This window comes from Candidatus Pseudothioglobus sp. Uisw_016 (genome assembly GCF_048087635.1).
GTDB lineage: Bacteria > Pseudomonadota > Gammaproteobacteria > PS1 > Pseudothioglobaceae > Pseudothioglobus.
Genome location: NZ_CP159806.1, coordinates 345,893 through 371,273 on the forward strand (window position 1 = coordinate 345,893; position 25,381 = coordinate 371,273).

Consider the following 25,381-nt stretch of genomic DNA (forward strand, 5'->3'; position numbering starts at 1 on the left):
CTATTGGATATTTCGTATGGATGATAAAAATTTGAATAGTATGACTGACGAGCTTTGGCGTTCTGCGATACTACCCCCAGATGCCACCATTGAACAAGCAATAAGTAACCTTGATCAGCTAGCGATTAAAATTGTCTTGGTTGTAAATGAACAGGATAAATTTGTAGGCACCATTTCTGATGGAGACATACGCCGAGGCTTGCTCAAAGGGTTGGGCCTTAATAGCCAGATTAAAAACGTAACTTATAGAAAACCGCTTGTTGTTCCCCCGGATATGGGGCGTGAGACTGTTCTGCAACTGATGACTGTGAATAAGATCCAACAAATTCCGGTGGTTGATGAGTCTCTTCAAGTCTTAGGTTTACATCTTTGGGATAACATAGCGATTCAACCAACACGTTCCAATCTAATGGTTATTATGGCAGGAGGAAAAGGGACACGTCTGCTTCCTTATACCGAAAATTGTCCGAAACCTATGGTTATGGTTTCAGGAAAACCAATCCTCGAACACATTATTGAGAGAGGTAAATTAGAAGGTTTTAGTCATTTCGTGTTAGCTATTAATTATTTAGGCCATATGATTGAAAATTATTTTGGAAATGGTGAGAATTTAGGTGTTCAAATAGATTATCTGCGTGAACAGTCAGCTTTAGGTACAGTTGGTGCATTAACCTTATTAGATCATAAGCCTAGTGATTCATTTGTGGTAACGAATGGTGATGTAATTACTGACATTCGTTATGGAGATTTACTTGACTTTCATAACCGTTATAATGCATCTGCAACAATGGCGGTAAGATTACATGAATGGCAACATCCTTTTGGTGTAGTGCTAACTCAAGATATTGAAGTTGTTGGCTTCGAAGAAAAACCGATAGCGCGAAGCCATATCAATGCTGGAGTATATGTACTATCTCCTGATGCCTTGAATGAATTAGCTCTTAATACCGCTTGTGATATGCCATCACTATTTGAACGACTTAAGGATAAATCTAAGCGCATTATTGCTTACCCAATGCATGAGCCCTGGTTGGATATTGGTCGTCCAGAGGATTTGTATTGGGCTAATACTAATGAAGTATAATTATTTATTTTCATCTAAGACCCAAGTATCTCAGTAATAAATATTTTATGGCTGCTTAATATAAATAGGCATGCATTTACACATACATTAAAAAGGAAATAAAATGAATATTGGTCCAAGTTCAGCAGTTGACGTTTCTCAATACAATAAGCCTAAGGAAAAACTTGAGGTTTATTATGGATTACAACGCGATATAAAGTTCTGCAAAATTTGTAATATGTCAAACCAACAGCCAATGTCAAGTAATGAATATTTGCATAATAAAGAATCCACAAAATCAACATTAAGCTTTGATGAAAAAGGAGTCTGTCATGCCTGTAATTTTAATAACTTAAAAGAATCTGGTGAAATTAATTGGGATGAACGAGAACAAGAACTTATCGAGCTTTGTAATAAACATCGTAAAGATGATGGCAGTTATGATTGTATTGTTGGAGGCAGTGGTGGTAAAGACAGTGTCATGCAGTCACATTTATTAAAATACAAATATGGAATGCATCCACTTACAGTAACTTGGTCACCACATCTCTACACGGATATTGGGTGGAAAAACTTCCAGAGTTGGTTGCATGTTGGTGGATTTGATAATTTTCTTTATACACCTAATGGAAAAATTCACCGTTTATTAACACGTAATGCAACAATTAATTTGCTTCACCCATTTCAACCTTTTATCTTGGGTCAAAAAACATTTGTGGCAAAAATGGCTGCTAAATTGAATATTCCTTTGATAGTTACCGGAGAAATGCCCGGAGAATATGGTGAAAAAATTTCCCATGAGGCATCTAATTTTGCATCTAATACAGAACCAGCAGAAAGTAAAGGTTATTCGCTAGATTATATTGGCAAAACAGATGTCCGTGATATTTATCTAGGGGGTAAACAGGTAGGTGAATATCTTGATGAAGGCATTGAATTGGTTGACTTGGAAAGTTATTTGCCCATGTCCCCAGAAGTTTTACATTCTAAGGGAGTTGATTGGACATACCTTGGATACTATACAAAATGGGTTCCACAAGAGGCATATTACTATGCTGTTGAAAATGCCGGTTTTGAAGCTAATCCATTACGTACCGAGGGAACTTACTCAAAGTACAATAGTTTAGACGATAAAGTGGATGGTTTTTTCTACTATACGCGTTGGATAAAGTTTGGCGTTGGCAGAACGATGATGGATTCAGCACAAGAAATTCGAAATCATCATATAGATAAACAAGAAGCAAATGCATTGATGCAACGTTATGAGGGTGAATATCCTAAACGGTATGAAAAGGAATTTCTGGATTATATCTCTATGACACAAGAAGAGTTTTTAGCTCTTTGTGATGATTTCCGTTCTCCTCATTTATGGAAGATTGAGGATGAGAAGTGGAAGTTACGCCATACCCCTTGGAATCAATAGAGTTAAAACCTTATGGCAAATAAGCGACTTATAGCTAGACTAGATATAAAGGGAGAAAATTTAATTAAAGGAATTCATTTGGAAGGTCTACGTATTATTGGCTCTCCAAATGAATATGCAAAACGATATTATATGCAAGGTGCTGATGAACTGATATACATGGATTGTGTAGCCAGCCTTTATGGAAGAAATAATCTTAGTGATATTGTAAAAAATGCAACTCGAGATATATTTATACCAATGACTGTTGGCGGTGGGATTCGATCTATAGAAGATGCAGCACATCTATTACGAAGTGGTGCTGATAAAGTAGCAGTTAACACTGCTGCAATTGCAAATCCTAGGCTTATTAGTGAAATATCAAGACGTTTTGGTAGTCAATGTATGGTGTTGTCGATTGAGGCGAAACATTATGGAAATGATCATTGGGAGGCATATACGGATAATGGTCGTGAGTCTTCGGGATTAGATCTAGTGGAATGGGTAAAAAGAGGCGTGGAACTTGGAGCCGGTGAAATATTGCTTACATCTATTGATAAAGAAGGCACTCGTAAAGGATTTGATCTTGCCCTCATAAAAGCAGTAACAGAAGCAGTAAACGTCCCAGTAATTGCAAGTGGTGGAATGGGTAAACCTGAGGATATTATTGAGGCTGTCCAAAAATCTGGTGCAGATGCAGTTGCAATGGCTGACATCCTGCATTACAACCGAGGAACAATTAGTGATGTACGTAGTATTGCGTTTGACTCAGGCATTGAAGTAAGAGATTATGACTGTGGATGAAGTCGTTGTGGTTGATTATGGTATGGGTAATCTACTTAGTGTACAACGTGGCTTGGAATACTGTGGTGCTTCTGTAACTGTATCAGCAGATCATAAAGTTATACTTGAAGCATCAAAGGTAGTTTTACCTGGTGTAGGTGCATTTATTGATGGGATGAGCGAGTTAAATCGTCAAGGCCTCACTGAAACTTTAAAAGAAGTAGCTAATAAAGGAGTTCCATTACTCGGGATTTGTTTAGGAATGCAGATGTTGCTTGAAGAAAGTGAAGAATTTGGTAATTCAAAAGGTTTAGGTTTGATTTCTGGGAATGTTATTGCTATTCCTATGACTACAATTAGTGGAGAACCTCAAAAAATTCCACATATTGGATGGAATGCACTAGTTACTCCTGAGAAAAAAAATAGTTGGATAGGATCATTACTTAAAGATATCGAACCCGGCGAGGCAGGATATTTTGATCATTCATATATGGCTAGTCCATCTAATCTTGAACATCATATTGCAAATTGTATTTATGGTGGGAGGACAATCTCCGCTGTAATTGGAAATAAAAATGTTTTTGGTTGTCAGTTCCACCCAGAAAAAAGTGGGGAAGTTGGTTTGACAATATTACGCAACTTTTTAGCTCTGTGAGGATTCTTGCTCTCATACTAGCTAGGGGAGGTTCAAAAAGACTCCCAGGAAAGAATATTCGGCTTCTTGGCGGAAAGCCTTTAATCGAATGGACTATAGATGTTGCAAAGTTTATATCAGAAATTTGTGACATTATGGTGTCTACAGATAGTGATCAAATTAAAGAGGTTGCTAAAGAAGCTGGTGCATACGTGCCATGGCTTCGCCCCGATAAATTATCTAGTGATGAATCAAGTTCTGCAGATGCAGCAATACATGCATTAGATTGGTATGAAACTAATCATGGTAAGGTCGATGGTTTGCTATTATTACAACCAACCTCTCCATTTAGAACTTCAACTTCAATAAAAGAGGGAATCAAGCTTTATTCTAAATTTAAGTCGAACACAGTGATAGGTGTTTCACCGACTCATGAACATTCGAATTGGATATTCAAAATTAAACAGGGAGCATTGACTCCTCTTTTTGATAAAAATGGACTCAATATTCGTTCACAAGACCATGAGCCAGCTTATATTGTCAATGGAAGTTTTTATTTGATTTCCCCTATGAATTTAAGAAAAAATAAATCTTTTTTTATTAATCCATTAATACCATTGATAATAAATTCTAAAATTGAGTCAATCGATATAGACACTGAAGAGGACTTGCATTATGCAAAATATTTTCTGAATGTTGAAAAGAACTAAAAGTAAGTAATGACTTTCTACTGCAAAATAACCAATTGATTAAGAGCTTACTAATGAAAAATAAATCAATATTAGTAGATTATTTAAACTTTTATACAATTTTCTTTATTGTTTTTGGAAAATATAGTTCTGTTTACTTAATATATAGGCATAAATTTTTAAATAATATTTATGTTTACTTTTTGAGGTTCTTAAATGTTGAAATAGCCTATCTAGAAATTAATTATCCATCAGACAACTATGAGAACTATCATCAAATTGCTATTGAAAAGGATTATATTAGTGACCTTGTCTATTCTGGCCAAGATTTACTTAAGAATTATTTATTTAAAAAATATTTCTATGAGCGGATCCATCCAATAGTTGAATTAAAAGTTTTTTTTGGTAGTTTAAATATCGATAGGGTATTAATGAACTATGGTGACTATTTTTATTTATTAAAAAAAGAAGGTTTCTATAAGAAAGTTAAGTATTACAGCCTTCCTCTTTTATGCAGCTTTAAGAGTGAAAATTACGACTTTAGGTATGTCTATCTAAAAAAGATTAGGTTTTTATTTAGAGAATATGTAATTAGTTTAGTCAAAATTTTCAGAGTGAATCTTACTTTTAGTTCTAAAGAGATTTTAACGTTCGATGTGTTAGTGGCATCTACTCAAAAAAATGTATTAGATAAAGATTCATTTATTTATAATAGTTTATATGCCTTTGATAATTTGAAGTTAGAGTATGCAGTTATTGATCCGATTTCTTCAGTAATTTATACAAGTGAAAGACGAAAAATATACCATCTATACACTGTTAATTTTTTGAAAATTTTTAAAACAGTCAAAGGTATCTATAAAATCTATAAAGAGTTATCATCCAAAAGAAAAGTGAGTTTTTCTTTTTTTATTCATTTGATTGAAAAATCTAAAGATATTTTTTTTCTAAATAAAATCATAAATGATTTAGATGTCAAAGTTATTTACACTTGTTATGAAGGGTCTCCAATTATTAATCTTTTAAATATAGCTGGGTATAGGAGTAGTAAAGTTCTCTCTTTAGGAGCCACTTGGTCATTTGGATATATACCTCACTTCTTAAATGAGTTATATAAATGTTGTGATATTTTTTTTACATGGGGTGATAGGCAAAGCCTTAATTATATTAAGTGCAAAAGCCCATTCAGATCATTAGTTAATGTAGGATATATTGGGGACTATGCCATTAATTTTATGAAAAATAAACCAGATGATGAAATTGAAAGGTTAAAAAATTGTGGATATAAAGTTATTGCAGTTTATGACAACGTACCTAGTAGAGATAATTTACTGACTTTCACACAATTCAACAACTTTTATCGAGGGGTTCTCAGTTTATTAAGAGAAGGTTCATTTGCTTGTGTTATCAAAACTAAAAGACTGAATTTACTTTTTAAAACTTTAGACAAGAATTTAATGGATGATATTCTTAGTTTTGGTGAAAAAGTTATAATAAACAGTGAGACAGCAGACTTGTCTCCAGCACTTAAATCTGACTTTACATACGCCTTCCATCTAAGTAGTCTGGGGACTATAGCTTCAATCTGGGGTAAAAAAACATTTTTTTATGATGAAAGTGGTTTCGTTAATGAGAGTATGTTTTCAAAAAAAAATGGCCAAATTATTACTAACTTTAACGACTTAGTTCCATGCTTAAAAGCCTTGGATGAAGCCTCTGAAATCGTTGATAAGAATTCCAGCGTAGATCCTTTTGTTGATGGAAATGCACAATTTAGAATAACAGAATATATACAATTAATATTGAGTTTAACTGGAAAATCGAAGCCGAGTATCATAGAGGAAGTTAATATTATTTATAGAAAAAAATATGGCAATGACACGGTTATTGATTTTAAGGAATTGTGATGCTTTATTTACAACAGGGTTGAGGTGATTTTATGTTGACAGGTTCGCGTATTTTAATTACTGGAGGAACTGGTTCATTTGGACATAAATTTGTTCAAATGACATTAGAGAGCCATAATCCTGAGCAAATTATTATTTACTCTCGTGATGAAATGAAGCAGTGGGAAATGGCTTCAAAATTTAATAATAATCCAAAGTTAAAATTCATTATTGGTGATATCCGAGATTACCAAAATCTTTTTAAAGTAATGCATGGTATCGACTTTGTAGTTCATGCAGCAGCAACAAAGATTGTTCCTATGGCTGAAACAAATCCAGCTGAATGTATTAAAACAAATGTTATTGGAGCTATGAACCTTATTGATGCTTGTATTAATAGTGGGGTAAAGAAAGTAGTATCTTTATCTACAGATAAAGCAAGTAACCCAATAAATCTGTATGGAGCATCAAAACTGGCTTCTGATAAATTATTTATAGCCGGAAATTCAAATGAAACTCAATTTTCCATAGTTCGTTATGGAAATGTAATTGGCTCTAGGGGTTCTGTAATACCTTTTTTTCTATCATTAAAAGGAAAAGGCTCACTGCCCATTACTGATGTAAGAATGACTCGCTTTATGATTACCTTGGAAGAGAGTATAGCTCTTGTCTGGCATGTTTTGAGTGATATGCATGGTGGAGAAATATATACAAAAAAAATTCCATCAATGTTATTAACTGATATTGCTAAAGCAATTGATTCAGAGGCTAACTTTGAAATTGTTGGTATTAGGCCAGGTGAAAAAATACACGAACAGATGATTAGTGTAGATGATGCTCCATACACTTATGAGTATGAAGATTATTACAAAATAATTCCTGCGACTTATACCCAAAGCCAGAAAAATGAATCAACTAAATTAGGTGAAATAGTTGACTCAAATTTTATATATTCATCAGAAAATAATATTGATTGGATGTCAATTGATGATTTGGAAGCTCAAATTAAACTGATGTACCCAAAATAATTACTTAGAATAGTATTTTTATGAAAGTTCTTTTAATAGGCACAACAGGATTTATTGTTAAAAATCTTATGAAGGTGAGATTTTTTCATAATAATACCCTAGAGGGGCTGATGTCAATTTTAAGGTATTTAGAAAAACATGCTGGCGTTAAATTTTTAAGCTTATCAAGTAATTAGGAGTATTAATCTATGAAAGCAGTAATTTTAGCGGGAGGCCTTGGAACACGCTTAAGTGAAGAGACAAGCATTAAACCAAAGCCAATGATTGAAATAGGGAATAAGCCAATTCTTTGGCATATTATGAAAACTTTTTCAGCACATAATGTAAATGACTTTGTTATTTGTTGTGGTTATAAAGGTTATATTATTAAAGAATATTTTGCTAACTATTTTCTTCATATGTCAGATGTAACATTTAGTATGAAAAATAATGAAATGATCGTTCATCAAAATGATGTAGAGCCGTGGACTGTGACTTTAATTGATACTGGTGAAAATACCATGACTGGAGGTCGACTTAAAGCTGTTTATGACTATGTAAAAGATGAAGAGGCATTTTGTTTTACTTACGGCGATGGAGTAAGTGATGTGGATATTACATCATTGATTAATTTTCATCGCTCACATGGTAAGCAAGCAACAATGACTGCAGTTAGACCTCCAGGAAGATTTGGTGCTTTAAAAATCATTGATAATATGGTTACTGATTTTCAAGAAAAACCTGATGGTGATGGTAGCTGGATAAATGGTGGTTACTTTGTGCTTTCACCAAAAGTTACTGACCGCATCAAAGACAGCACAATTAGCTGGGAGGCTGAGCCTTTAGATGGTTTAGCAAAGGACAATGAATTAGCATCATATAAGCATGATGGCTTTTGGCAGCCAATGGATACGCTTAGAGAGAAAATTTTTTTAGAGCATCTCTGGAATAATGGCAAGGCGCCTTGGAAAATTTGGTGATTGATCCATTATTTTGGAAAGATCGTAAAGTTTTAATAACTGGCCACACTGGTTTTAAGGGAGGGTGGCTATCTCACTGGTTAAAAAATCTGGGAGCGCATGTTAATGGTTATGCCTTGCCTCCAAATGCAGGACATTCTTTCTATACTCAGACCTCAGTAAGCCATTCTTTATTGAGTAATACTTTTTCAGATATTCGTCATTTGGATGCTTTTAAAAAGGCAATGCAATTAGCAGAGCCATCGATTGTGATACATCTTGCTGCACAACCATTAGTTATTGATTCATATTTAGATCCTATAAGCACTTATTCAACTAATGTTATGGGCGTAGTAAATATGTTTGAGGCAGTTAGAAGTTGCTCTTCAGTTAAGGCGGTGCTAAATGTTACAACTGATAAATGTTATGAAAATAAAGAGCAGTTGGTAGGTTATCAAGAAAATGATCCAATGGGAGGGCATGACCCATACAGTTCGAGTAAAGGTTGTTCTGAGTTAGTTTCAGCATCCTATCGGAAATCATTCTTTAATGATTCAGGAGTGGCAATAGCTTCTGCAAGAGCAGGAAATGTTATAGGAGGGGGTGATTGGGCTAAAAATCGAATTATTCCTGATGCAATGAATGCATTTGCCAATAATGAGAAGTTATTAATTCGAAATCCAAATTCAATTAGGCCATGGCAACATGTTTTAGAGCCTTTATTTGGTTATTTAATGCTTTGCCAACAGTTAATTAATAATCCAGATACATTTTCTGGTGCCTGGAATTTTGGACCAAGCCTGGAAGATGCTCAGCCAGTTTCTGTCCTTGCAGATATCATTTCTGAGTCTTGGGGTGATAATGCTGAATGGAAATACGATAATGGAGAGCATCCTCATGAAGCAAACTACTTAAAATTAAACTGTTCAAAAGCAAAAAATATCCTTAAATGGGAGCCAATATGGACACTGGATCAAGCATTAGTTGAAACAGTGAAATGGTATAAAGCATTTTATAATAATGAGAATATGAGTAAATTTACATTAGAACAAATTGAAAAATATATTTCGTATGAGTCAGCACTTTAAATTTTTAAAATCAAAAATAGAGGGACTCTGTATTATTGAAAGATCTCTGATAGAGGACGATAGAGGTTTTTTTAGTCGTTTTTTTTGTGAAGAAGAGTATAAAAAAATTGGATTTGGTCAATCAATAAAACAAATGAATCACACATTTACAAAGAAAAAAGGCTCATTACGAGGCATGCATTTTCAAAGTAAACCGTTTCAAGAGATAAAAATAGTAAGATGTATCAAAGGCAAGGTTTTTGATGTAGCAGTAGATATTCGTAAAGATTCACCAACTTTTTTACAATGGCATGGTGAAATATTATCTGCAGATAAAGGCACTAGTTTATATATACCTGAGGGCTTTGCTCATGGCTTTCAAACATTAACTAATAATTGTGAATTACTATATATTCACTCCGAGCTTTATCAGCAAGATGCAGAGGGAGTATTAAATGCTTTTGATCCAAAAATAAATATTTCCTGGCCACTTGAGGTTACTGAAATGTCAGATCGTGATCGAAATAGCCCTCTACTTGATAAATAATTAAAGGTTTAATTTTATGAAATGTAGACATTGTTCTTACGACTTACAGCATACATTTGTAGATTTAAGTAGCTCTCCTCCATCAAACTCCTATCTTACAAAGAAAACCATTAATGAGCCAGAAAAATGGTATCCACTTAAAGTTTTGGTTTGTGATAAGTGTTGGTTGGTTCAGACAGAGGACTTTGTGGGTGCTAGTGAAATGTTTTCTGAAGATTATGCTTACTTTAGTTCGTTTTCATCGACCTGGCTTAAACATGCTGAGGACTATGTAGAAAAGATTACCTCAAGGTTTAGTATTAATAGTGAAAGTTTAGTAGTTGAAATAGCTGCGAATGATGGGTATTTACTTCAATATGTTAAAGATAAAGGCATTCCTTGTTATGGAATAGAGCCAACTCATAGCACTGCTGAAGAGGCAAGAAATAAAGGTATTGAGATTATTGAAGATTTTTTTTCTGTTAAAAGGGCAAATGAGCTTTTAAGAGGGGGGCGACAATCTGATTTAATTATTTCAAATAATGTGCTTGCGCATGTTCCAGATATAAATGACTTTGTAAAAGGCATATCGATTCTTTTAAAGCCAAATGGTATTGCAACTTTCGAATTTCCTCATCTTTTAAATCTAGTAGAGTTGAATCAATTTGACACAATTTATCATGAACATTATTCTTATCTCTCTCTAACAGCAGTTCAAAAAATATTCAAAGCTAATGGATTATTGATTTTTGATATTGAAGAATTATCAACTCATGGTGGGAGTTTAAGAATTTATGCGCAAAGAAGTGACTTGGGATTGCATATAAAATCTAAAGCTGTCATAACGCTAAAAAAGAAAGAAGATAAACTAGGAATGAGTGATATTAATTTTTATAAAGGTTTTCAACGTAGAATAGAAAAAGTCAAAATAGAGTTTCTTACATTTGCTCTTCAGGTGAAAACAGAAGGTAAGCAAATAGTTGGATATGGTGCTGCTGCAAAAGGAAATACCATGATGAATTTTTCTGGGGTCCGAGAGGATATTGTTTCTTATGTTGTTGATAAAAGTCCTGCTAAAAAAGGCAAGTTTATGCCTGGGAGTAGAGTGCCTATTGTTGATATAAAAAATATTTTATTAACAAAACCAGATTATATAATTATTTTTCCTTGGAACTTAAAAGATGAAATAATTTTGCAGTTAGAATTTATTAAAGAATGGGGTGGAGAGTTTGTAATTTTAATCCCAGAGCTAAAAATTATCTAACTTGATAAGAAAATGAAAATTCTTTTAACAGGGGCAACTGGTTTTATAGGAAAGTATGTTACTGAAAGATTAATTATTAAGGGTATTGACTTTGTAACTGTTGGTAGAAATTCCCCTAATATAAATAATGAGCATATAAATGCTGACTTGCTTCTAACTAATAATTTTGATCAAATACTTGAAACGGCTCAAGCCACTCATCTTATTCATTTAGCTTGGTATGCAGAGCATGGAAAATATTGGACATCACCCTTAAATGATAAATGGGCAGAAGCCACATTAAAGTTAGTCGAAGCTTTTTGTAACTCAGGAGGGCGGGGCGTTATAGCCGCTGGAACATGTGCAGAATATGATTGGTCCCATGGGTATTGTAGTGAAGAGACGACTGTAATTAAGCCTGAGACTTTATATGGCCAAGCTAAAGATAAAACTCGTAAATTGGTTTTGTCAATTTGTGAAAAATATAATGTTCCTTGTGTTTGGGGGCGAATATTTTTTCCATATGGTAAAGAAGAGCATCCACATCGTTTAATCCCTTCATTGGTTTCTGTCTTTCGAGGAGAAAGGCCATCATTTGGAGTAAATAGTAGTCAATATCGAGATTTATTGTATGCATTTGATGTTGCAGAAGCATTTATACTTCTATTGTTGTCGGGGAAAACTGGTATTTTTAATGTATCCAGTGGAAAACCTGTTCAAATAATTGACGTTGTCTATAAAATTGCAATACTTCTTAATGCAAATCCAAAAATTATTTTAGATTTGACTACCGAGCGGCCAGGTGAACCAAGTCTTTTAGTGGGAGAAAATTCTAAATTAAAGTCTTTAGGCTGGAGGCCAGAATATACTTTAGATGAGGGGTTAGAAAGAGTAGTAAAAAAATATATTTGATTAACAAGTTTTTTGTTTTAAAAAATTCTACTATGTCAGATATTTAATTAACTAGATATAGAGAGCTATCGGAGAAATTTAAATGAATGAGCAGAAAATTTTTAAACAGGAATGTACTAAAGAAATACTATCTCAAGGTGAAGACGAGCTTCTGCTCGAAAGCACCAAAAAATGGCTAACTTATTCTTTTAGGAAAAAGTATCCATATCACTTTAGTTGTTTAGGTCGGCCAATTATTCAGTACCCTCAAGATATGGTTGCTATTCAAGAGATAATTTGGGATGTTAAGCCTGATTTAATAATAGAAACAGGGATTGCTCATGGTGGTTCTTTAATTTTAAGTGCCTCTATGCTAGCTCAGATTGATATGATGGAAGCAATAGAGTCTGGACAAACTATGAATCCAAATCAATCCAAAAGAAAAGTATTAGGAATTGATATAGATATACGAGAACATAATAAAATTGAAATCGAAAAACATTACTTGTCAAGTCGCATCAAGATGATTCAAGGCTCAAGTATTTCTTCAGAAATAATTGATCAAGTTAAAAATATTGCAAGTAACTATGAAACTATACTTGTATTTTTAGATTCAAACCATACTCATGCGCATGTTTTAGCTGAATTAGAAGCATATGCAGAGCTTACTTCAATTAATAGTTTTTGTGTTGTATTTGACACAATTGTGGAAGATTTGCCACTAAATGCATTCACAGATCGACCGTGGGGGCCTGGTGATAATCCAAAAACAGCTGTATGGGAATACCTTAAGAGTCACTCAGGTTTTGAAATTGATAAGAGTATTGAGAATAAATTACTAATTACTGTTGCTCCAGATGGATATTTAAAAAGAGTTAGGTAGACTTTAATTAATATAAAAAATTATGATTAATTACGATAGAAAATTAACAATACCTTTATGAAAAAAAAACTATTAATTATTGGCGGCTCTGGATTGTTGGCAATAAATTGGGCTTGCTTAGTCCGTGATGATTTTAAAGTGGTCTTGGGTCTTCATAATAGAATTATATCTATGGATGAGGTTGAGACAGAGAGAGTTTCAATAGATTCTATAAAGAGTTTGCAATCAGATTTTAATAGAATTAGCCCTGAAATCGTTGTTAATGCAGCAGCTATTACTAGTGTAGAAGATTGCGAGAAAAACTTTAAAAAAGCTAAGAGTGTTAATACAGTTTCGGCTTCTAATATTGCTATTGTATGTGAGGAATTAAAAATAAAGCTAGTGCATATTTCAAGCGATCATATTTTTTCTGGAAAAGATCAGTTTAGTTCTGAATCTTGCACACCAGTCCCTCTAAATAATTATGCAATAACAAAATACCAAGCTGAGGTTGAAGTTCAAAATAAAAATCCAACTTCATTAATTATCAGAACAAATTTTTTTGGTTGGGGTACTGATTATCGATATTCATTTAGTGACTTTATTCTAAGTAATTTGAGAAATAACCATAAAGTTAATTTATATTCAGATCTATTCTATTCGCCTATAATTATTGATGAGTTAGTATTATGCATAAATGAACTTTTAAAGAATAATCATTGCGGTCTATTCCATGTTGTAGGAAGTGAAAGACTTTCTAAATATGATTTTGGTTTAAAAGTTGCAAATTTTTTTGGACTGAATTCTTCATTAATTAAATCTATTAAATATAAAGAGCAACTAAATTCTGTATTGCGACCAAAAGATATGAGTTTATCTAATCTTAAATTACTTGAAACATTGGGGAGGGCGATGCCTAATCTAAATACGCAACTTGCTACTCTAAAAAAACAAGAAAAATATAGAGAACTATGCATTAAAAAATGAAAGATAAAGAATATAAGGATCTATGTGATGCCTGTGATCATGTTTTGCTGGAAGATGATTCAGATAGCAGAATGGCAATATCATGGCTTCATATCCTCAAATGGGACCCAACCTGGTTAGAGAATTACAATGTCTTGTTTGTTAAAATGAACATGAGCGAGCGTATACGTATTTTTCTTACATTAGTGCGTTATAGCATTATTAGCTTAAAAAGAATAATTAAAGGAATTTGGGCAAAGAAGTTTTATATTAACAAAGATTTGACAGGCTCTGAGTCAGATTTCCTTCTTATCTCTCATCTGGTTAATAAAGAATTTATTAACAAAAAAAATGATTTTTATTATGGAGATATTCCAAATAATTTACATGATTTAGGCTTAAGTTCAACGATTGCTATGATTAATCATATTGGTATTAAGTCTTATTTAATTCCAGAAGAGTGGCAAACTGGCCCCATTAAAAGAATTGTTTTAAGTAAATCTCTATCACTCATAAATGAGGTAAAAATTTACTATTCTCAAATTCTAGAAGCACTAAAACTAATAAGAAATAAAAATGTAAATGAACTTCATAATAAAGTTTACAGGGAGGCTGCAATTCAGGCTTTATCAAATAGTACGGCAAATAACTTACGTCTTAAGATGCAAATATCTGATTTGCTTAGGTTAGTTAAGCCGAGATTTATTATGGTTACTTATGAAGGACATGCTTGGGAGCGATTAATATTTTTAGAAGCAAGGAAAATTGACCCTAAAATCAAGTGTATTGGCTATCAACATGCATTAATTAAGAGGCAATATGCTATTTTTAGAGATCTAGGTGAGAATTATGATCCAGATTTAATAGCAACATCTGGAACGATTGATCTAAAAAATCTAGAAAAAAAAATAAAAAATAACAAAATAATAAAAGTCAATATTGGCAGTTCAAAGAAATTTTTGAAACCATGTTTAACTGGTCCAAATACTAAATTACAAAAAAATACTTGTTTAGTATTGGCTGATGGCGATATTAGAGAATGTTGTCGAATATTGCTTTTTGCTGTTGATTTATCAAGATTGAATCCTAATGTGCACTTTATATTTAGACTGCATCCAGTTACAGATAAAAATTCTCTAATTAAAAAAAATCCAATATTAGGCAAATTACAATCAAACATTAACTGGTCATACTCTTCATTAGAAGATGATTTTGAGGTTAGTGATTTGGCATTATATCGAGCAACAAACGCAATTTATTTAGCTCCATCATATAATACTCTTCCTGTTTTTTTTGGTAATAAAAAATCTATGTCCATTGATCCACTTTTTGAAATAGCTGATATAAGGCCAAATTTGAACGAAACAAATCAATTTTTTGATATTCTTAAAGTTACGAATAGTGATAAACAAAATATACTAATTAAAAAAATATTAAAATATTGTAATAACAAGTATAGCAATTTAGATGTCAAACCACTTATTCACATTCTCTTAAATTAATAAATATCTATCTTATGAGTAATAATTTAAATCTATCTGTTGTCCTCCCTACTATAAATAGGCCTGATGATCTGGTTAGAGCAGTAACATCAATACTAAGACAAAACGAATTACCATATGAATTAATTATTGTTGATCAGAGTGTTGATTCAAAATCACATAACAATATCAAGGATTTATTTTCCAAATTAAAACCTAACACTAAATTAGTTTATATTCATGACAGCTCTATTAAAGGATTAGTGTCTGCAAAAAACCATGGGGTAAAAAAATCGAATGGTGAAATTATTAGCTTCCTTGAGGATGACGAGTTTTTGGATAAAAATTATTTAAAAAATACTATTAATCTTTTTGATAAAAATGAGCATATTTTAGGTTGCTGTGGAATAGTGAGTAATATTCGTAGAAGTTTTTTTTATGAAATCATGTTTAAGCTTTTCCATCAGGGTCTTTTTTTTGATAAGAGAGTTGATGCTGTTAAATATAAAGACTCTGATGGAAAGGGTATCTTAATAAGTTCTACGCACCTAAGTGGCGGCATATCATCATATAGGAGAGAAGTTTTTGAATCGATAGAATATGATTTACGTACTAATTTTTTTTATTGTGAAGATATTGATTTTTCAATTAGAGCTTCTGATTTTTTTGGTAGAAATCGTTTTGTTATAGCTACAAATATTTTTTTAGCACACTATATGTCTAATATTAATAGAGACGTTTTACAGCCCCGTTGGATGAGAAAAACAAATGAATTTATTCTTCTTTATAAAAAAAATAAACATAAAAAATATTCTTACCTCTCTGTTATTTGGCTAATGGTTGGCTTATTTTTTGAAGCTATTTATTCATCTATCATAACATTCAGTATTGGCCCCGTTGTTGGTTTTTTCATAGGTCTATATTCTGGGATTAATTATAAAATTATTGATACCTATAGCGTCCGAAAAACATCTAAAGAAGATTTTGCAAATGAAATGGTTTATTCAAATAAATCTTCGAATAACAAAAAGACTCGAAATATAATTTTCCTAACTAAATATGGAAATCTTGCAGCAAGCTCTCGTCTGAGAGCTTATCAATATAAAGATAAAATTAATTCACCAAAATGGAATATAGAGGTTCAGTCTTTATTAAGTAATAAGTATTTGGAAAACAGGTTTAAAAATAATTCATTTAATGTATTTGTTTTATTTCATGTAGTTTATCTTTTCCTTGTAAGACTCTTTTTTTGTTGAAGTTGAAAAATAATGACATAATTATAATTCATTTTGAATTATTTCCTTTTATTCCTCCATTAGTTGAATGGGTATTATTTAAATGTAACAAAAATATTTATTTTGACTATGACGACGCAATATTCCATAACTATGATTTATCAGATAATTTATATATAAAATTCTTTTTGTCTAATAAGATAGAATATTTAATGAAAATGTCAGCAGGCGTCATTGCAGGTAATCAATATATTCTTCAATATGCTCAAAATGCAGGTGCTAAGAAGGTATTGAAAATGCCAACAGTTATCGATATTGATAAGTATGCTACTAATGCACCTAACATCAAAATAAAAGATAGATTCACTGTAGGTTGGATTGGCTCTCCTTCTACAACAAAATACTTAGAAATAGTAAAGGAGCCTTTATCAAAGCTTGGATTAGAAGTCCCTATTTTGCTCTATCTTGTAGGGGCTGATAGTAATTATGACTTATCCATAGATAATGTTAAAATTGTCTCCGTTCCATGGTCAGAGCTAAACGAACAAGAGGCGCTTAAAATTTTTGATGTAGGCATTATGCCTCTTTATGATAATCCGTGGGAAAAAGGAAAATGTGCTTTCAAGCTAATTCAATATATGGCCTCTTTTTTGCCAGTTATTGCTAGTAATGTTGGCATGAATTCTGAAATAATTAGTAATTATGAGAATGGCTTTATTGTAAAAAATTCAGGCGATTGGTATGATTGTTTTTATAAGATCTATTCTCATCCTCCAATTAAAATCGAAATGGGAATAAAAGGAAGAGAGCTAGTAGAAAAAAATTTTACAATACAATCTAGGCTTGCTGAGTTTGAAAATTTTTTGAATAATTAACTATCCCCTGCTAACCATTAATCTAAACTCTAAATGTCCAAAGTAGTTATAGAGAAATTTCTCTCATTAAGAGGCTCTTTTAGCGATGTGTAATTTTAATAAAAAAATGATTTGGATATTTGAAGTTATAATATATACGGCTTTTAAAAAATAAAAAATTTATGTTGTCAAACTGTAGAATATTCGAGATTGAATCATTTTTAGATAAGAGGGGAGGTCTATCTTATCTTCAGGAAGGTCGTGGAGTGCCTTTTCCTATAGAGAGAGTCTATTATCTTTATGATACTAAAGCTAAACATATTCGTGGTATTCATGCGCACAAAAAATTAGAGCAAATTATTTTTGCAGTTAGTGGCAGGTTTGAAATTAAATTAGATGATGGTAATAGTTCTAAGACTATCATTCTGGATAAGCCAAATAAAGGCTTATATGTTTCTCCTATGATTTGGAGAGAATTGACCCCACTAGAAAATAATGGTGTTTGTATTGTTCTTGCTTCGAGAAAGTATGAAGAAGATGACTATATTCATGATTACAAAGAATATTTAAGTTTAGTCGGATAATTATGCAAATAAAATTTTTAGACTTAAAAACTACTCATAACGGAATTCTAGAAGAAATTCAGGGCGCTATTTTTAGTACGCTAAATTCTGGAGTATATATTGGAGGTGATTCAGTTGATGAGTTTGAAGCTTCGTATGCGAGCTATTTAAATTGTAAATACTGTGTTGGAGTTGGTAACGGCCTCGATGCTATTAAGCTTTCACTTATGGCTCTAGATATTAAAGAAGGAGACGAAGTTATTGTTCCTTCTCATACATTTATTGCAACTTGGCTTGCTGTAAGTAGCCTTGGAGCGGTTCCAGTAGCAGTTGAACCAGATATAGATAGTTATTCTATTGATGTTTCCAAGATAGAGAGAGTCATTTCAGAAAAAACTAAAGCAATCATTCCAGTTCATCTCTATGGCCAGCCAGCCGACATGGACAAAATTATAAAAATTGCTAAAAATCATGATTTATATATAGTAGAAGATGCCGCTCAAGCACATGGAGCAACATACAAGGATAAGAAAATTGGCTCACATGGCGATTTAGTTGCTTGGAGTTTTTATCCTGGAAAAAATCTTGGAGCAATTGGGGATGCTGGTGCAATAACTACAAATAACAAAGATTTGGCTGAAAAGGTAAGAATTCTTGGCAACTATGGCTCGAGAAAAAAATACATTAATGAGGAAAAAGGAATAAATAGTAGACTCGACTCAATTCAGGCATCTGTATTAAATGTCAAACTAAAGTATTTAGATTTATGGAATCAACAAAGAAGATCTATAGCTTGTGCGTATTTAGAAGAAATTCATAATGACCAATTATACTTACCAAGTAAGATTTGTCTTGCAGACTCTGCATGGCATATTTTTCCTGTACGAAGTGAAAGTAGAGATAAGATCAAAAAAAAATTAGGCAATAAAGGAATTGAAACTTTAATACATTATCCAATCCCCCCCCATAAACAAAAAATATATAGAAATGATTACTTGAATAATAATTTAGAGATAACTGAAAAATTATCTAATGAGTTATTTAGCCTTCCAATGGGTCCGCATCTAACTGAACAAGATTTAGATTATTTGATAAGTAAGATAAATAGTACTTATATTTAAAAAAGGGAGTTTCATGACTACTGAAAGAATATGGCCAAAACAATCTAACTTAGAAGAATATCTCAAAGAATATCCAGAGCATAAGCAAAGATATTTACTTGCTTCAAGCTTTAGTAAAGGCTCTAATTGTGCTGATATTTCATGTGGTGCTGGTTATGGTAGCTATATTTTGGGTGAATTTGCTAATTCGGTAATAGGCTATGATTTGTCCTTAGAGGCTTTAAAGCATGCTGAAATTAACTTTACTAGAGAGAATGTGTCTTTTAAAAATATAAAGGAGTTAAAAAATATAAAATTTGATTTAGTTGTTTCACTCGAAACACTTGAGCATATGAGTGAAAAGGATGGTGATGAGTTTTTAACAAAAATTGCTAGAAGTATTAAATCAAATGGAAAATTAATTATTTCAACTCCTCTTAATGAAACTCAATATAAAGAAAATGTTACTAAATATCATATTAGAGAATATTCAAATGAGGAGTTCAAGAAAAAATTAGAATCAATAGGGTTTTATATTGAGCAATGGCTTGGCCAATCGAATATTGTATCAGAGAGGGCTAGCAAAGAAATAATGGGTATTTCGATATTAAAACTCTTAAATACTGGATTGCATAGATTATTGCCAAAAATTATAAGGAAGCAACTTAGTAAATTATTACTTAATAAGAATTCAGATAAATCAAATCCACCTAGCAAAATTAAAGAAAACAACCTGAATGGAGCTTTTTGTCAAATTGCAATTTGTCGATTGAAGTAATAAGTTCGTATAGATAAAAATATTTATGATGCAATACTTTACTAATAAATCAGATAGTAACAAAAAATATAAATTTTCAATTTGTACGCCATGCTTTAATAGTGAAAAGACTATTGAAAGGGTTTATGAAAGTATAAAGAATCTTACATATAAAGATTTTGAATGGATTATTGTGAATGATGCTTCATCAGATAATACATTTGAAATTATTCAAGAAATTATTAGTAAGTCAAATGTTGATATTGATTTCTATAATTTAAATGAAAATAAAATGGCTACCTATTGTTATAATCTAGCTGTAAAAAAATCACAAAGTGAATTTCTATTATTATTGGATCATGATGACACAATTGTAACTAATGCACTTGAGCGGTTTTTATTTCATTGGAGCGAAATTCCCTCTGTTGAAAAATCTTCTTTAGCTGGTATGATTTCTAATTGTAATGATGAGGATGGAAATCTTGTTGGTACGTTGTTTCCATTTTCACCATACATTAATGGTTTTTTTGAACTGATGTTTGACGATCAGGTAAGAGGAGAGAAGTTTTTTTGCTATAAAACTAAAATTATGAAAAATTATAATTTTCCCTTAGTAGATGAGTATGTCCCAGAAAGTACAGTGATGTATAACATATCAGCACAATATAAAACCTTATTTTTTAATGAATCTTTACGTATTTACACAAAACCAAAGCTAGAGAATAATCATTTAAGTTTTTTAGATTCATTTAAATATGCAAAAGGTTTTCGCCATATGTATCTTGAGCTATTAAATAGACATGCAAACAATGTAATTATAAGACCACGTATTTTTATTGTATTTATTTTTAACTATACTTTGTATTCTTGTGCTTCAAAAATTTCAATAATAAGGACAATAAATGATTTAAATCAATTTACTGCTAAAGGTATGGTGTTATTATTCTTGCCTTTAGCTTTTTTGAATTTAGCAAAAAAGAAATACTTTAATTCAAATTAATAACAGAGAAATTTCTTGAAAAAAATATCAATCGTCCTTCCTAATCTTGTTGGAGGAGGAGCTGAAAGACTAGCTATTTACCTTGCCCATGATTGGATAAAACGTGGCTTTGCAGTTGAAATAGTTTTAATGCAAAAAAAAGGTGAGCTTTTGAAGCTACTTAGTTCGGATATTTTAGTTATTAATTTAAATTCTAAAAGAATACGAAATAGTGTCAAGGCGCTTTATGAATACTTAAACACTAGTAAGCCAGATGTCATTTGGGTTGGTATGTGGCCATTAACAACAGCCTCAGTTATTTCATGGTTATTGGCAAAAAAACAAGGTGCAATTTACCTTATTGATCATAATCAGCTTAGTCAATCTGTTATTAAGGAGTTAGGCGTTTATCCATTTGTATTAAAAACTTTGATTAAACTTACTTATCCTTTTGCAAATGGAATAATGGCCGTTTCAAATGGTGTTAAGGATGATATATGTAAATTGGGTGGATTGAATGATAATCAGGTGCGAGTAATTTATAATCCTGCTGCAACAGGTATTCCAGATAATATTACTATTACCGAGAAAACTAAAAAAAATCTTTGGGGTGATAGTTTCGATAATTATATCTTGTCAGTTGGATCTTTAACACCTCAAAAAAATTTCCATTTGCTTATAAAAGCATTTTCTAAAATTTCAAAAAAATTAAATGCAAAGCTTATAATTTTGGGAGAAGGCAAGTTGCGTTCGTCACTTCAAGAGCTTATCATGAAGTTAAATCTCAAAGACTCAGTTTTATTAGCTGGATTTAATGATAATCCCTATCCTTGGTACCTTACTGCAGATGTTTACGTATTATCATCAGATTGGGAGGGTTTGCCAACAGTTCTTATTGAGGCTTTAGAGTCAGGTTTGCCTATTGTTAGCACAGATTGTGAAAGTGGTCCAAAAGAGATTCTTGAGGATGGGCGATATGGTAAATTAGTGCCTACTAACGATATTAATGCTTTGTCAAGTGCGATAGAAGCGAGTCTTTCAGAGTATCATGACAAAGAATTTTTGATGAAGCGAGCAAAGGATTTTTCAATTGAAAGTATTTCAAGGCAATATTTAGAATATTTTGGTTTAATTGAAGAGTAATCTTATATGATTGAAAAATTAAAAACATTATTATGGTTTTCTAAAAGAATTAATTATTGGAGGCATGCATTAGCATTAGTTGCCAGGAAGTTTTATGTAAATAAAGATACGCATACTTTAAGATTTAAGGCTACACAATGGGCTTCAAATCAGTATGTTTCTGTTGAGGATGCTCTTATTTCAATTGGTCTTTCTAATAAAAATACTAAGATAGAATATTTATCAAAGTCATTAATTAAACAAGCCCAAGCATTAGCAAAAAATTCTAAAGTAGTAATGGGTGGTGCTGGAGATTTAGATTTATTGTTTGCTGCCTCTAAATTATCAAGTGCACATAAAGCTCTTGAGACGGGAGTTGCTTACGGGTGGTCAAGTCTCGCTATTCTTGAGAGTATTTCTAGTTTAAAGAATGCAAAACTTATTAGTATTGATATGCCATACCCAAAAATGAATAATGAAGACTTTGTAGGAATAGTTGTTCCAAAATCTTTAAAAGCTAAATGGACTTTAATTAGGGAGCCTGATAGAAATGGTATAAAGAAAGCGCTAAAAAAATTTGGTGGTAATATCGACTTTTGTCATTATGATTCTGATAAATCATATTATGGAAGAAGATACGCTTATCCTATTTTGTGGAAAGCTCTTAAAAAGAAGGGTGTCTTTATTTCAGATGATATCCAAGATAACTTTGCTTTTAAAGAATTTGTTGAAGAGCAAAACTTAAATTACTCTATTACTAAATCTGAAGAAAAGTATATTGGAATAATATATAAAGATTAATTTTTAAAGGATTAAGTCCATGTCATTGAAAAAAATAGAAAAGCCTTTTTTTAGTATAGTTATTCCAACTAGGGATAGGGCATTTCTCCTGGAGGGTTTGATTAATAGTATTATTAATCAAGATTTCCAAGATTTTGAAATTATTGTAGCTGATAATAGTACAGACAATTTGTCGCAAATTTTTTTAGCTGATTTAAAAGAAAATAATTGTATACGTAATATTCGTACTGGCGGATTAAATATGGCTGATAATTGGGATTTAGCAATTAACGCTATATCAGGAAAATTTTTGTTGTTGTTTTCAGATAAAATGATCTTAAAGCAAGGATCGTTAAAATTTCTAAAAGAATTTATAAATACAAATAACCCAGATTGCGTTACATGGAATATTGATGCATTTATTGATCAAGATTCAACTTATTTTGATAAATCAACCCAATTAAATAATAGGACAATATCTTCAGAGGACCTATTAAAATTCATTTTAAAGTCAGATATGATTTCATTTGATAGTTCTGCTTTCCATTGCAATTCTGCTATATCTTGTGAAGTAATACAAAATATAAAATCTAAGACTGGTCGCGTATGTATGCAACTTAATCCAGACTATACAATGTCTTACCAAGTATTAATGAATATTGATAAAATTCATTTAATTGGTGATTCGCTAAGCGTAATGAGGTATGAAGATCAAGATAATGGCTATGGAAATGGAAGTAGTTTTATGAAAAAAACTAGTCAAGCAAGCAATTTCATGAAAGATAATAACGACTGGGTTGAGAAAATGAAAACTTTTAAAGATGTGCCAATTACTGGTAATCATTTTGTTTTGGATCTAATATTAAAGGATTTATATTCTATCATGCGTCTTTATGAGGTAAATCCAGATCATATTATTTCAAAGAATATTAGAACCTCCTATTATTATTTTTTTACTTTAAATGAGATTTATTGGCGCATTAGTATGGGCATAGATATGAAGCAAGAGCTGGATTTATGGAAATCATCTTTGCAAAATGAAAGTAAAGAAATTAAAGTTCTAGCTAAAAAACTGATAAAAAGAATTATGCTGAAAAAGTTTAGAATTCTTTTAGTACAATTTTGTAAAAAATCTTATTTTATTTCTCCATTTTTGAATTTTATAAGGAATATTATTAATACTAATAAAGGTACTAAATATATCTCTATAGAAGATTTTTATAATAATGAGATCATTAAATAGTATTATATTAAATAATAAATTTTTTCTTTTCTTTTCTTTTCTTTTCTTTTCTTTTCTTTTCTTTATTAATTTTTCATTTCATTATAAGCCCAGTTCTTACTTAAATCGCCTATAGTGATTTCTTTCATTCCCTTCATAATAGTAATGGTTTCTGCTATGCGGCTTTTATAACTTCTATGGAAATAGAAAAATTTTAGCCCATAGGGCTTTTGTATCAGTTAAAGAGTAATTACAAAGCTATTAAAAAATAATTTATTTTGAATGCTAATTATATAATTTCTATCGAATATTTATTAGCAAAAGTTGCATTGAGATTTTAAAGAAAATTATTACTGTTGAGATCCACGGTAACCTTCTACCAGATCTCTATCAGATAAAGTAGTTTTACTCTTTTTACCAAGAAAATAATATCCAGATGCAGAATCATAAGATCCCTCCTTGTCAATTAAATAGTAATCGAAATATTTCCAGAAAAAAGATGTAAAGATAGTAAAGTATATTATTAGTTTTCTAATTATTTTTGATTTTGTAAATGCTAAAAAGAAATATTGTATTGACCACGCAAGAGCCATTCCTGGGCCACAAACCGCACCACTTTCAATCTCTTCAAACTTTCTAAATAATCTTCGATGACCTAAATGCGTAAAACGAGTGAAATCATGTCGACCCATATGTACTTGTTGCATAAATGGTGTTTCGGAATATACTAACCCATCATCTTTCAATACTCTATGTATTTCTTCAACGCACCTATAGGGGTCAACAACATGCTCAAGAACAGCTTGAACTATAACCCCATCAAAAGTATCATTTTCAAATGGAATGTCGTGCCCATCGCATATTATCATCGTTCTAGAGCCAAAAGAAACATCTGTTTCTATAAGTTCTATTTCATTGGTGTTAATTAAACTCTCCATTCCACTCCCAGTTGCCTCCCCTCCGATAACTAAAACACTTCTACTCGATGAATTCTTAATGAGAGTGTTAAGAAAATTATAGTAATTCTGCTTTGCTTTTAAATTTATTCCAATTTTTGGCAAGAGCTTAGATTTAAGTCTTGTAAGTCGAGTATTATTTTTTGAAGTTATAGTTGTTTTATTGTGAATATTAAAATCACTTATATTAAAGATACTATTTTTTTCATTTAATAAGATCGGAATGCCATCAATGATGGGGTATTTACTGCTGCATTCTAAATTTTCACAGCTATAAATACTATTATCAGTATGAACCTTAGATTTACATTTTGGACAAATAAAATTTTTCAAAATTTTTTCAGATATAGGCAT

Annotated in this window: 25 protein-coding genes; 24 read left to right on the forward strand and 1 reads right to left on the reverse strand. The window is 31.5% G+C overall.

Features of this window, described 5'->3' with window-relative positions; all coding sequences use genetic code 11:
- The first annotated feature begins 16 nt into the window (after positions 1 to 16).
- The 24 genes from ABXT69_RS01750 to ABXT69_RS01865 all read left to right on the forward strand — a co-directional run bounded on the left by ABXT69_RS01750 (position 17) and on the right by ABXT69_RS01865 (position 24,092).
- Positions 17 to 1,084, forward strand: coding sequence for a nucleotidyltransferase family protein (locus ABXT69_RS01750; protein ID WP_416678625.1), 1,068 nt, complete (start codon positions 17 to 19; stop codon positions 1,082 to 1,084).
- A gap of 103 nt (positions 1,085 to 1,187) precedes the next feature.
- Positions 1,188 to 2,486, forward strand: coding sequence for an N-acetyl sugar amidotransferase (locus ABXT69_RS01755; RefSeq protein ID WP_416678628.1), 1,299 nt, complete (start codon positions 1,188 to 1,190; stop codon positions 2,484 to 2,486).
- A 12-nt stretch (positions 2,487 to 2,498) separates the two neighbouring features.
- A complete protein-coding gene (gene hisF, locus ABXT69_RS01760) occupies positions 2,499 to 3,269 on the forward strand; it encodes an imidazole glycerol phosphate synthase subunit HisF (protein WP_416678630.1) in 771 nt (256 codons plus the stop codon).
- A complete protein-coding gene (gene hisH, locus ABXT69_RS01765; RefSeq protein ID WP_416678633.1) occupies positions 3,256 to 3,903 on the forward strand; it encodes an imidazole glycerol phosphate synthase subunit HisH in 648 nt (215 codons plus the stop codon). The genes hisF and hisH overlap by 14 nt, the downstream gene beginning before the upstream one ends.
- Positions 3,900 to 4,592: a cytidylyltransferase domain-containing protein gene (locus ABXT69_RS01770; protein ID WP_416678637.1), complete on the forward strand. Its 693-nt coding sequence runs from the start codon at positions 3,900 to 3,902 to the stop codon at positions 4,590 to 4,592. Before hisH ends, ABXT69_RS01770 begins: the two co-directional genes overlap by 4 nt.
- 53 nt (positions 4,593 to 4,645) lie before the next feature.
- The gene (locus ABXT69_RS01775) at positions 4,646 to 6,478 is read left to right on the forward strand and encodes a hypothetical protein (RefSeq protein WP_416678640.1); all 1,833 of its coding nucleotides are present in this window, start codon (positions 4,646 to 4,648) and stop codon (positions 6,476 to 6,478) included.
- 32 nt (positions 6,479 to 6,510) lie between these two features.
- The gene (gene pseB, locus ABXT69_RS01780) at positions 6,511 to 7,485 is read left to right on the forward strand and encodes a UDP-N-acetylglucosamine 4,6-dehydratase (inverting) (RefSeq protein ID WP_416678643.1); all 975 of its coding nucleotides are present in this window, start codon (positions 6,511 to 6,513) and stop codon (positions 7,483 to 7,485) included.
- Between the two features lie 188 nt (positions 7,486 to 7,673).
- On the forward strand, positions 7,674 to 8,444 hold the full coding sequence (gene rfbF, locus ABXT69_RS01785; protein WP_416678645.1) for a glucose-1-phosphate cytidylyltransferase: 771 nt from the start codon (positions 7,674 to 7,676) through the stop codon (positions 8,442 to 8,444).
- Complete coding sequence (rfbG, locus tag ABXT69_RS01790; protein ID WP_416678648.1) at positions 8,441 to 9,511, forward strand: CDP-glucose 4,6-dehydratase; 1,071 nt, start codon at positions 8,441 to 8,443, stop codon at positions 9,509 to 9,511. The genes rfbF and rfbG overlap by 4 nt, the downstream gene beginning before the upstream one ends.
- Positions 9,495 to 10,037 (forward strand): dTDP-4-dehydrorhamnose 3,5-epimerase, encoded by a 543-nt coding sequence (rfbC, locus tag ABXT69_RS01795; RefSeq protein ID WP_416678650.1) that lies wholly within the window; start codon positions 9,495 to 9,497, stop codon positions 10,035 to 10,037. Before rfbG ends, rfbC begins: the two co-directional genes overlap by 17 nt.
- A gap of 16 nt (positions 10,038 to 10,053) precedes the next feature.
- The gene (locus ABXT69_RS01800; protein WP_416678652.1) at positions 10,054 to 11,280 is read left to right on the forward strand and encodes a methyltransferase domain-containing protein; all 1,227 of its coding nucleotides are present in this window, start codon (positions 10,054 to 10,056) and stop codon (positions 11,278 to 11,280) included.
- A 12-nt stretch (positions 11,281 to 11,292) separates the two neighbouring features.
- Positions 11,293 to 12,171: an NAD-dependent epimerase/dehydratase family protein gene (locus ABXT69_RS01805; RefSeq protein WP_416678653.1), complete on the forward strand. Its 879-nt coding sequence runs from the start codon at positions 11,293 to 11,295 to the stop codon at positions 12,169 to 12,171.
- An 82-nt stretch (positions 12,172 to 12,253) separates the two neighbouring features.
- Positions 12,254 to 13,033: a cephalosporin hydroxylase family protein gene (locus tag ABXT69_RS01810; RefSeq protein ID WP_416678655.1), complete on the forward strand. Its 780-nt coding sequence runs from the start codon at positions 12,254 to 12,256 to the stop codon at positions 13,031 to 13,033.
- A 57-nt stretch (positions 13,034 to 13,090) separates the two neighbouring features.
- Positions 13,091 to 13,999 (forward strand): dTDP-4-dehydrorhamnose reductase family protein, encoded by a 909-nt coding sequence (locus ABXT69_RS01815; RefSeq protein ID WP_416678658.1) that lies wholly within the window; start codon positions 13,091 to 13,093, stop codon positions 13,997 to 13,999.
- The gene (locus tag ABXT69_RS01820) at positions 13,996 to 15,480 is read left to right on the forward strand and encodes a hypothetical protein (RefSeq protein ID WP_416678660.1); all 1,485 of its coding nucleotides are present in this window, start codon (positions 13,996 to 13,998) and stop codon (positions 15,478 to 15,480) included. The genes ABXT69_RS01815 and ABXT69_RS01820 overlap by 4 nt, the downstream gene beginning before the upstream one ends.
- Positions 15,481 to 15,494: 14 nt before the next feature.
- Positions 15,495 to 16,715, forward strand: coding sequence for a glycosyltransferase family 2 protein (locus tag ABXT69_RS01825; RefSeq protein WP_416678662.1), 1,221 nt, complete (start codon positions 15,495 to 15,497; stop codon positions 16,713 to 16,715).
- 191 nt (positions 16,716 to 16,906) lie between these two features.
- The gene (locus tag ABXT69_RS01830; RefSeq protein WP_416678664.1) at positions 16,907 to 17,569 is read left to right on the forward strand and encodes a glycosyltransferase; all 663 of its coding nucleotides are present in this window, start codon (positions 16,907 to 16,909) and stop codon (positions 17,567 to 17,569) included.
- 161 nt (positions 17,570 to 17,730) lie between these two features.
- On the forward strand, positions 17,731 to 18,132 hold the full coding sequence (locus tag ABXT69_RS01835; RefSeq protein ID WP_416678666.1) for a sugar 3,4-ketoisomerase: 402 nt from the start codon (positions 17,731 to 17,733) through the stop codon (positions 18,130 to 18,132).
- 2 nt (positions 18,133 to 18,134) lie between these two features.
- Positions 18,135 to 19,232, forward strand: a complete 1,098-nt coding sequence (locus ABXT69_RS01840) for a DegT/DnrJ/EryC1/StrS family aminotransferase (protein ID WP_416678668.1) — start codon at positions 18,135 to 18,137, stop codon at positions 19,230 to 19,232.
- Between the two features lie 13 nt (positions 19,233 to 19,245).
- On the forward strand, positions 19,246 to 19,989 hold the full coding sequence (locus ABXT69_RS01845; protein WP_416678670.1) for a class I SAM-dependent methyltransferase: 744 nt from the start codon (positions 19,246 to 19,248) through the stop codon (positions 19,987 to 19,989).
- Between the two features lie 25 nt (positions 19,990 to 20,014).
- Positions 20,015 to 20,968, forward strand: coding sequence for a glycosyltransferase family 2 protein (locus ABXT69_RS01850; RefSeq protein ID WP_416678673.1), 954 nt, complete (start codon positions 20,015 to 20,017; stop codon positions 20,966 to 20,968).
- 15 nt (positions 20,969 to 20,983) lie between these two features.
- Entirely contained in the window at positions 20,984 to 22,090 is a 1,107-nt protein-coding gene (locus tag ABXT69_RS01855) for a glycosyltransferase (protein ID WP_416678676.1), read from the forward strand.
- 6 nt (positions 22,091 to 22,096) lie between these two features.
- Positions 22,097 to 22,870 (forward strand): class I SAM-dependent methyltransferase, encoded by a 774-nt coding sequence (locus ABXT69_RS01860; RefSeq protein WP_416678678.1) that lies wholly within the window; start codon positions 22,097 to 22,099, stop codon positions 22,868 to 22,870.
- Between the two features lie 19 nt (positions 22,871 to 22,889).
- A complete protein-coding gene (locus tag ABXT69_RS01865; RefSeq protein WP_416678680.1) occupies positions 22,890 to 24,092 on the forward strand; it encodes a glycosyltransferase family 2 protein in 1,203 nt (400 codons plus the stop codon).
- Between the two features lie 329 nt (positions 24,093 to 24,421).
- On the opposite strand, the gene ABXT69_RS01870 is transcribed toward ABXT69_RS01865, so the two are convergent.
- On the reverse strand, positions 24,422 to 25,381 hold the full coding sequence (locus ABXT69_RS01870) for a methyltransferase domain-containing protein (protein WP_416678682.1): 960 nt from the start codon (positions 25,379 to 25,381) through the stop codon (positions 24,422 to 24,424).

Bases quoted from the DNA above. Each gene is read 5' to 3' on its own strand.
- rfbF (WP_416678645.1), top strand. From the start codon at position 7,674: ATGAAAGCAGTAATTTTAGCGGGAGGCCTTGGAACACGCTTAAGTGAA.
- ABXT69_RS01850 (WP_416678673.1), top strand. From the start codon at position 20,015: ATGATGCAATACTTTACTAATAAATCAGATAGTAACAAAAAATATAAA.
- ABXT69_RS01815 (WP_416678658.1), top strand. From the start codon at position 13,091: ATGAAAAAAAAACTATTAATTATTGGCGGCTCTGGATTGTTGGCAATA.
- rfbC (WP_416678650.1), top strand. From the start codon at position 9,495: ATGAGTCAGCACTTTAAATTTTTAAAATCAAAAATAGAGGGACTCTGT.
- hisH (WP_416678633.1), top strand. From the start codon at position 3,256: ATGACTGTGGATGAAGTCGTTGTGGTTGATTATGGTATGGGTAATCTA.
- ABXT69_RS01820 (WP_416678660.1), top strand. From the start codon at position 13,996: ATGAAAGATAAAGAATATAAGGATCTATGTGATGCCTGTGATCATGTT.
- pseB (WP_416678643.1), top strand. From the start codon at position 6,511: ATGTTGACAGGTTCGCGTATTTTAATTACTGGAGGAACTGGTTCATTT.
- ABXT69_RS01835 (WP_416678666.1), top strand. From the start codon at position 17,731: ATGTTGTCAAACTGTAGAATATTCGAGATTGAATCATTTTTAGATAAG.
- ABXT69_RS01870 (WP_416678682.1), bottom strand. From the start codon at position 25,381: ATGCCTATATCTGAAAAAATTTTGAAAAATTTTATTTGTCCAAAATGT.
- ABXT69_RS01840 (WP_416678668.1), top strand. From the start codon at position 18,135: ATGCAAATAAAATTTTTAGACTTAAAAACTACTCATAACGGAATTCTA.
- ABXT69_RS01865 (WP_416678680.1), top strand. From the start codon at position 22,890: ATGTCATTGAAAAAAATAGAAAAGCCTTTTTTTAGTATAGTTATTCCA.
- ABXT69_RS01830 (WP_416678664.1), top strand. From the start codon at position 16,907: ATGAAAATGTCAGCAGGCGTCATTGCAGGTAATCAATATATTCTTCAA.
- ABXT69_RS01860 (WP_416678678.1), top strand. From the start codon at position 22,097: ATGATTGAAAAATTAAAAACATTATTATGGTTTTCTAAAAGAATTAAT.
- ABXT69_RS01755 (WP_416678628.1), top strand. From the start codon at position 1,188: ATGAATATTGGTCCAAGTTCAGCAGTTGACGTTTCTCAATACAATAAG.
- ABXT69_RS01825 (WP_416678662.1), top strand. From the start codon at position 15,495: ATGAGTAATAATTTAAATCTATCTGTTGTCCTCCCTACTATAAATAGG.
- ABXT69_RS01805 (WP_416678653.1), top strand. From the start codon at position 11,293: ATGAAAATTCTTTTAACAGGGGCAACTGGTTTTATAGGAAAGTATGTT.
- ABXT69_RS01845 (WP_416678670.1), top strand. From the start codon at position 19,246: ATGACTACTGAAAGAATATGGCCAAAACAATCTAACTTAGAAGAATAT.
- hisF (WP_416678630.1), top strand. From the start codon at position 2,499: ATGGCAAATAAGCGACTTATAGCTAGACTAGATATAAAGGGAGAAAAT.
- ABXT69_RS01800 (WP_416678652.1), top strand. From the start codon at position 10,054: ATGAAATGTAGACATTGTTCTTACGACTTACAGCATACATTTGTAGAT.
- ABXT69_RS01775 (WP_416678640.1), top strand. From the start codon at position 4,646: ATGAAAAATAAATCAATATTAGTAGATTATTTAAACTTTTATACAATT.
- ABXT69_RS01750 (WP_416678625.1), top strand. From the start codon at position 17: ATGGATGATAAAAATTTGAATAGTATGACTGACGAGCTTTGGCGTTCT.
- ABXT69_RS01810 (WP_416678655.1), top strand. From the start codon at position 12,254: ATGAATGAGCAGAAAATTTTTAAACAGGAATGTACTAAAGAAATACTA.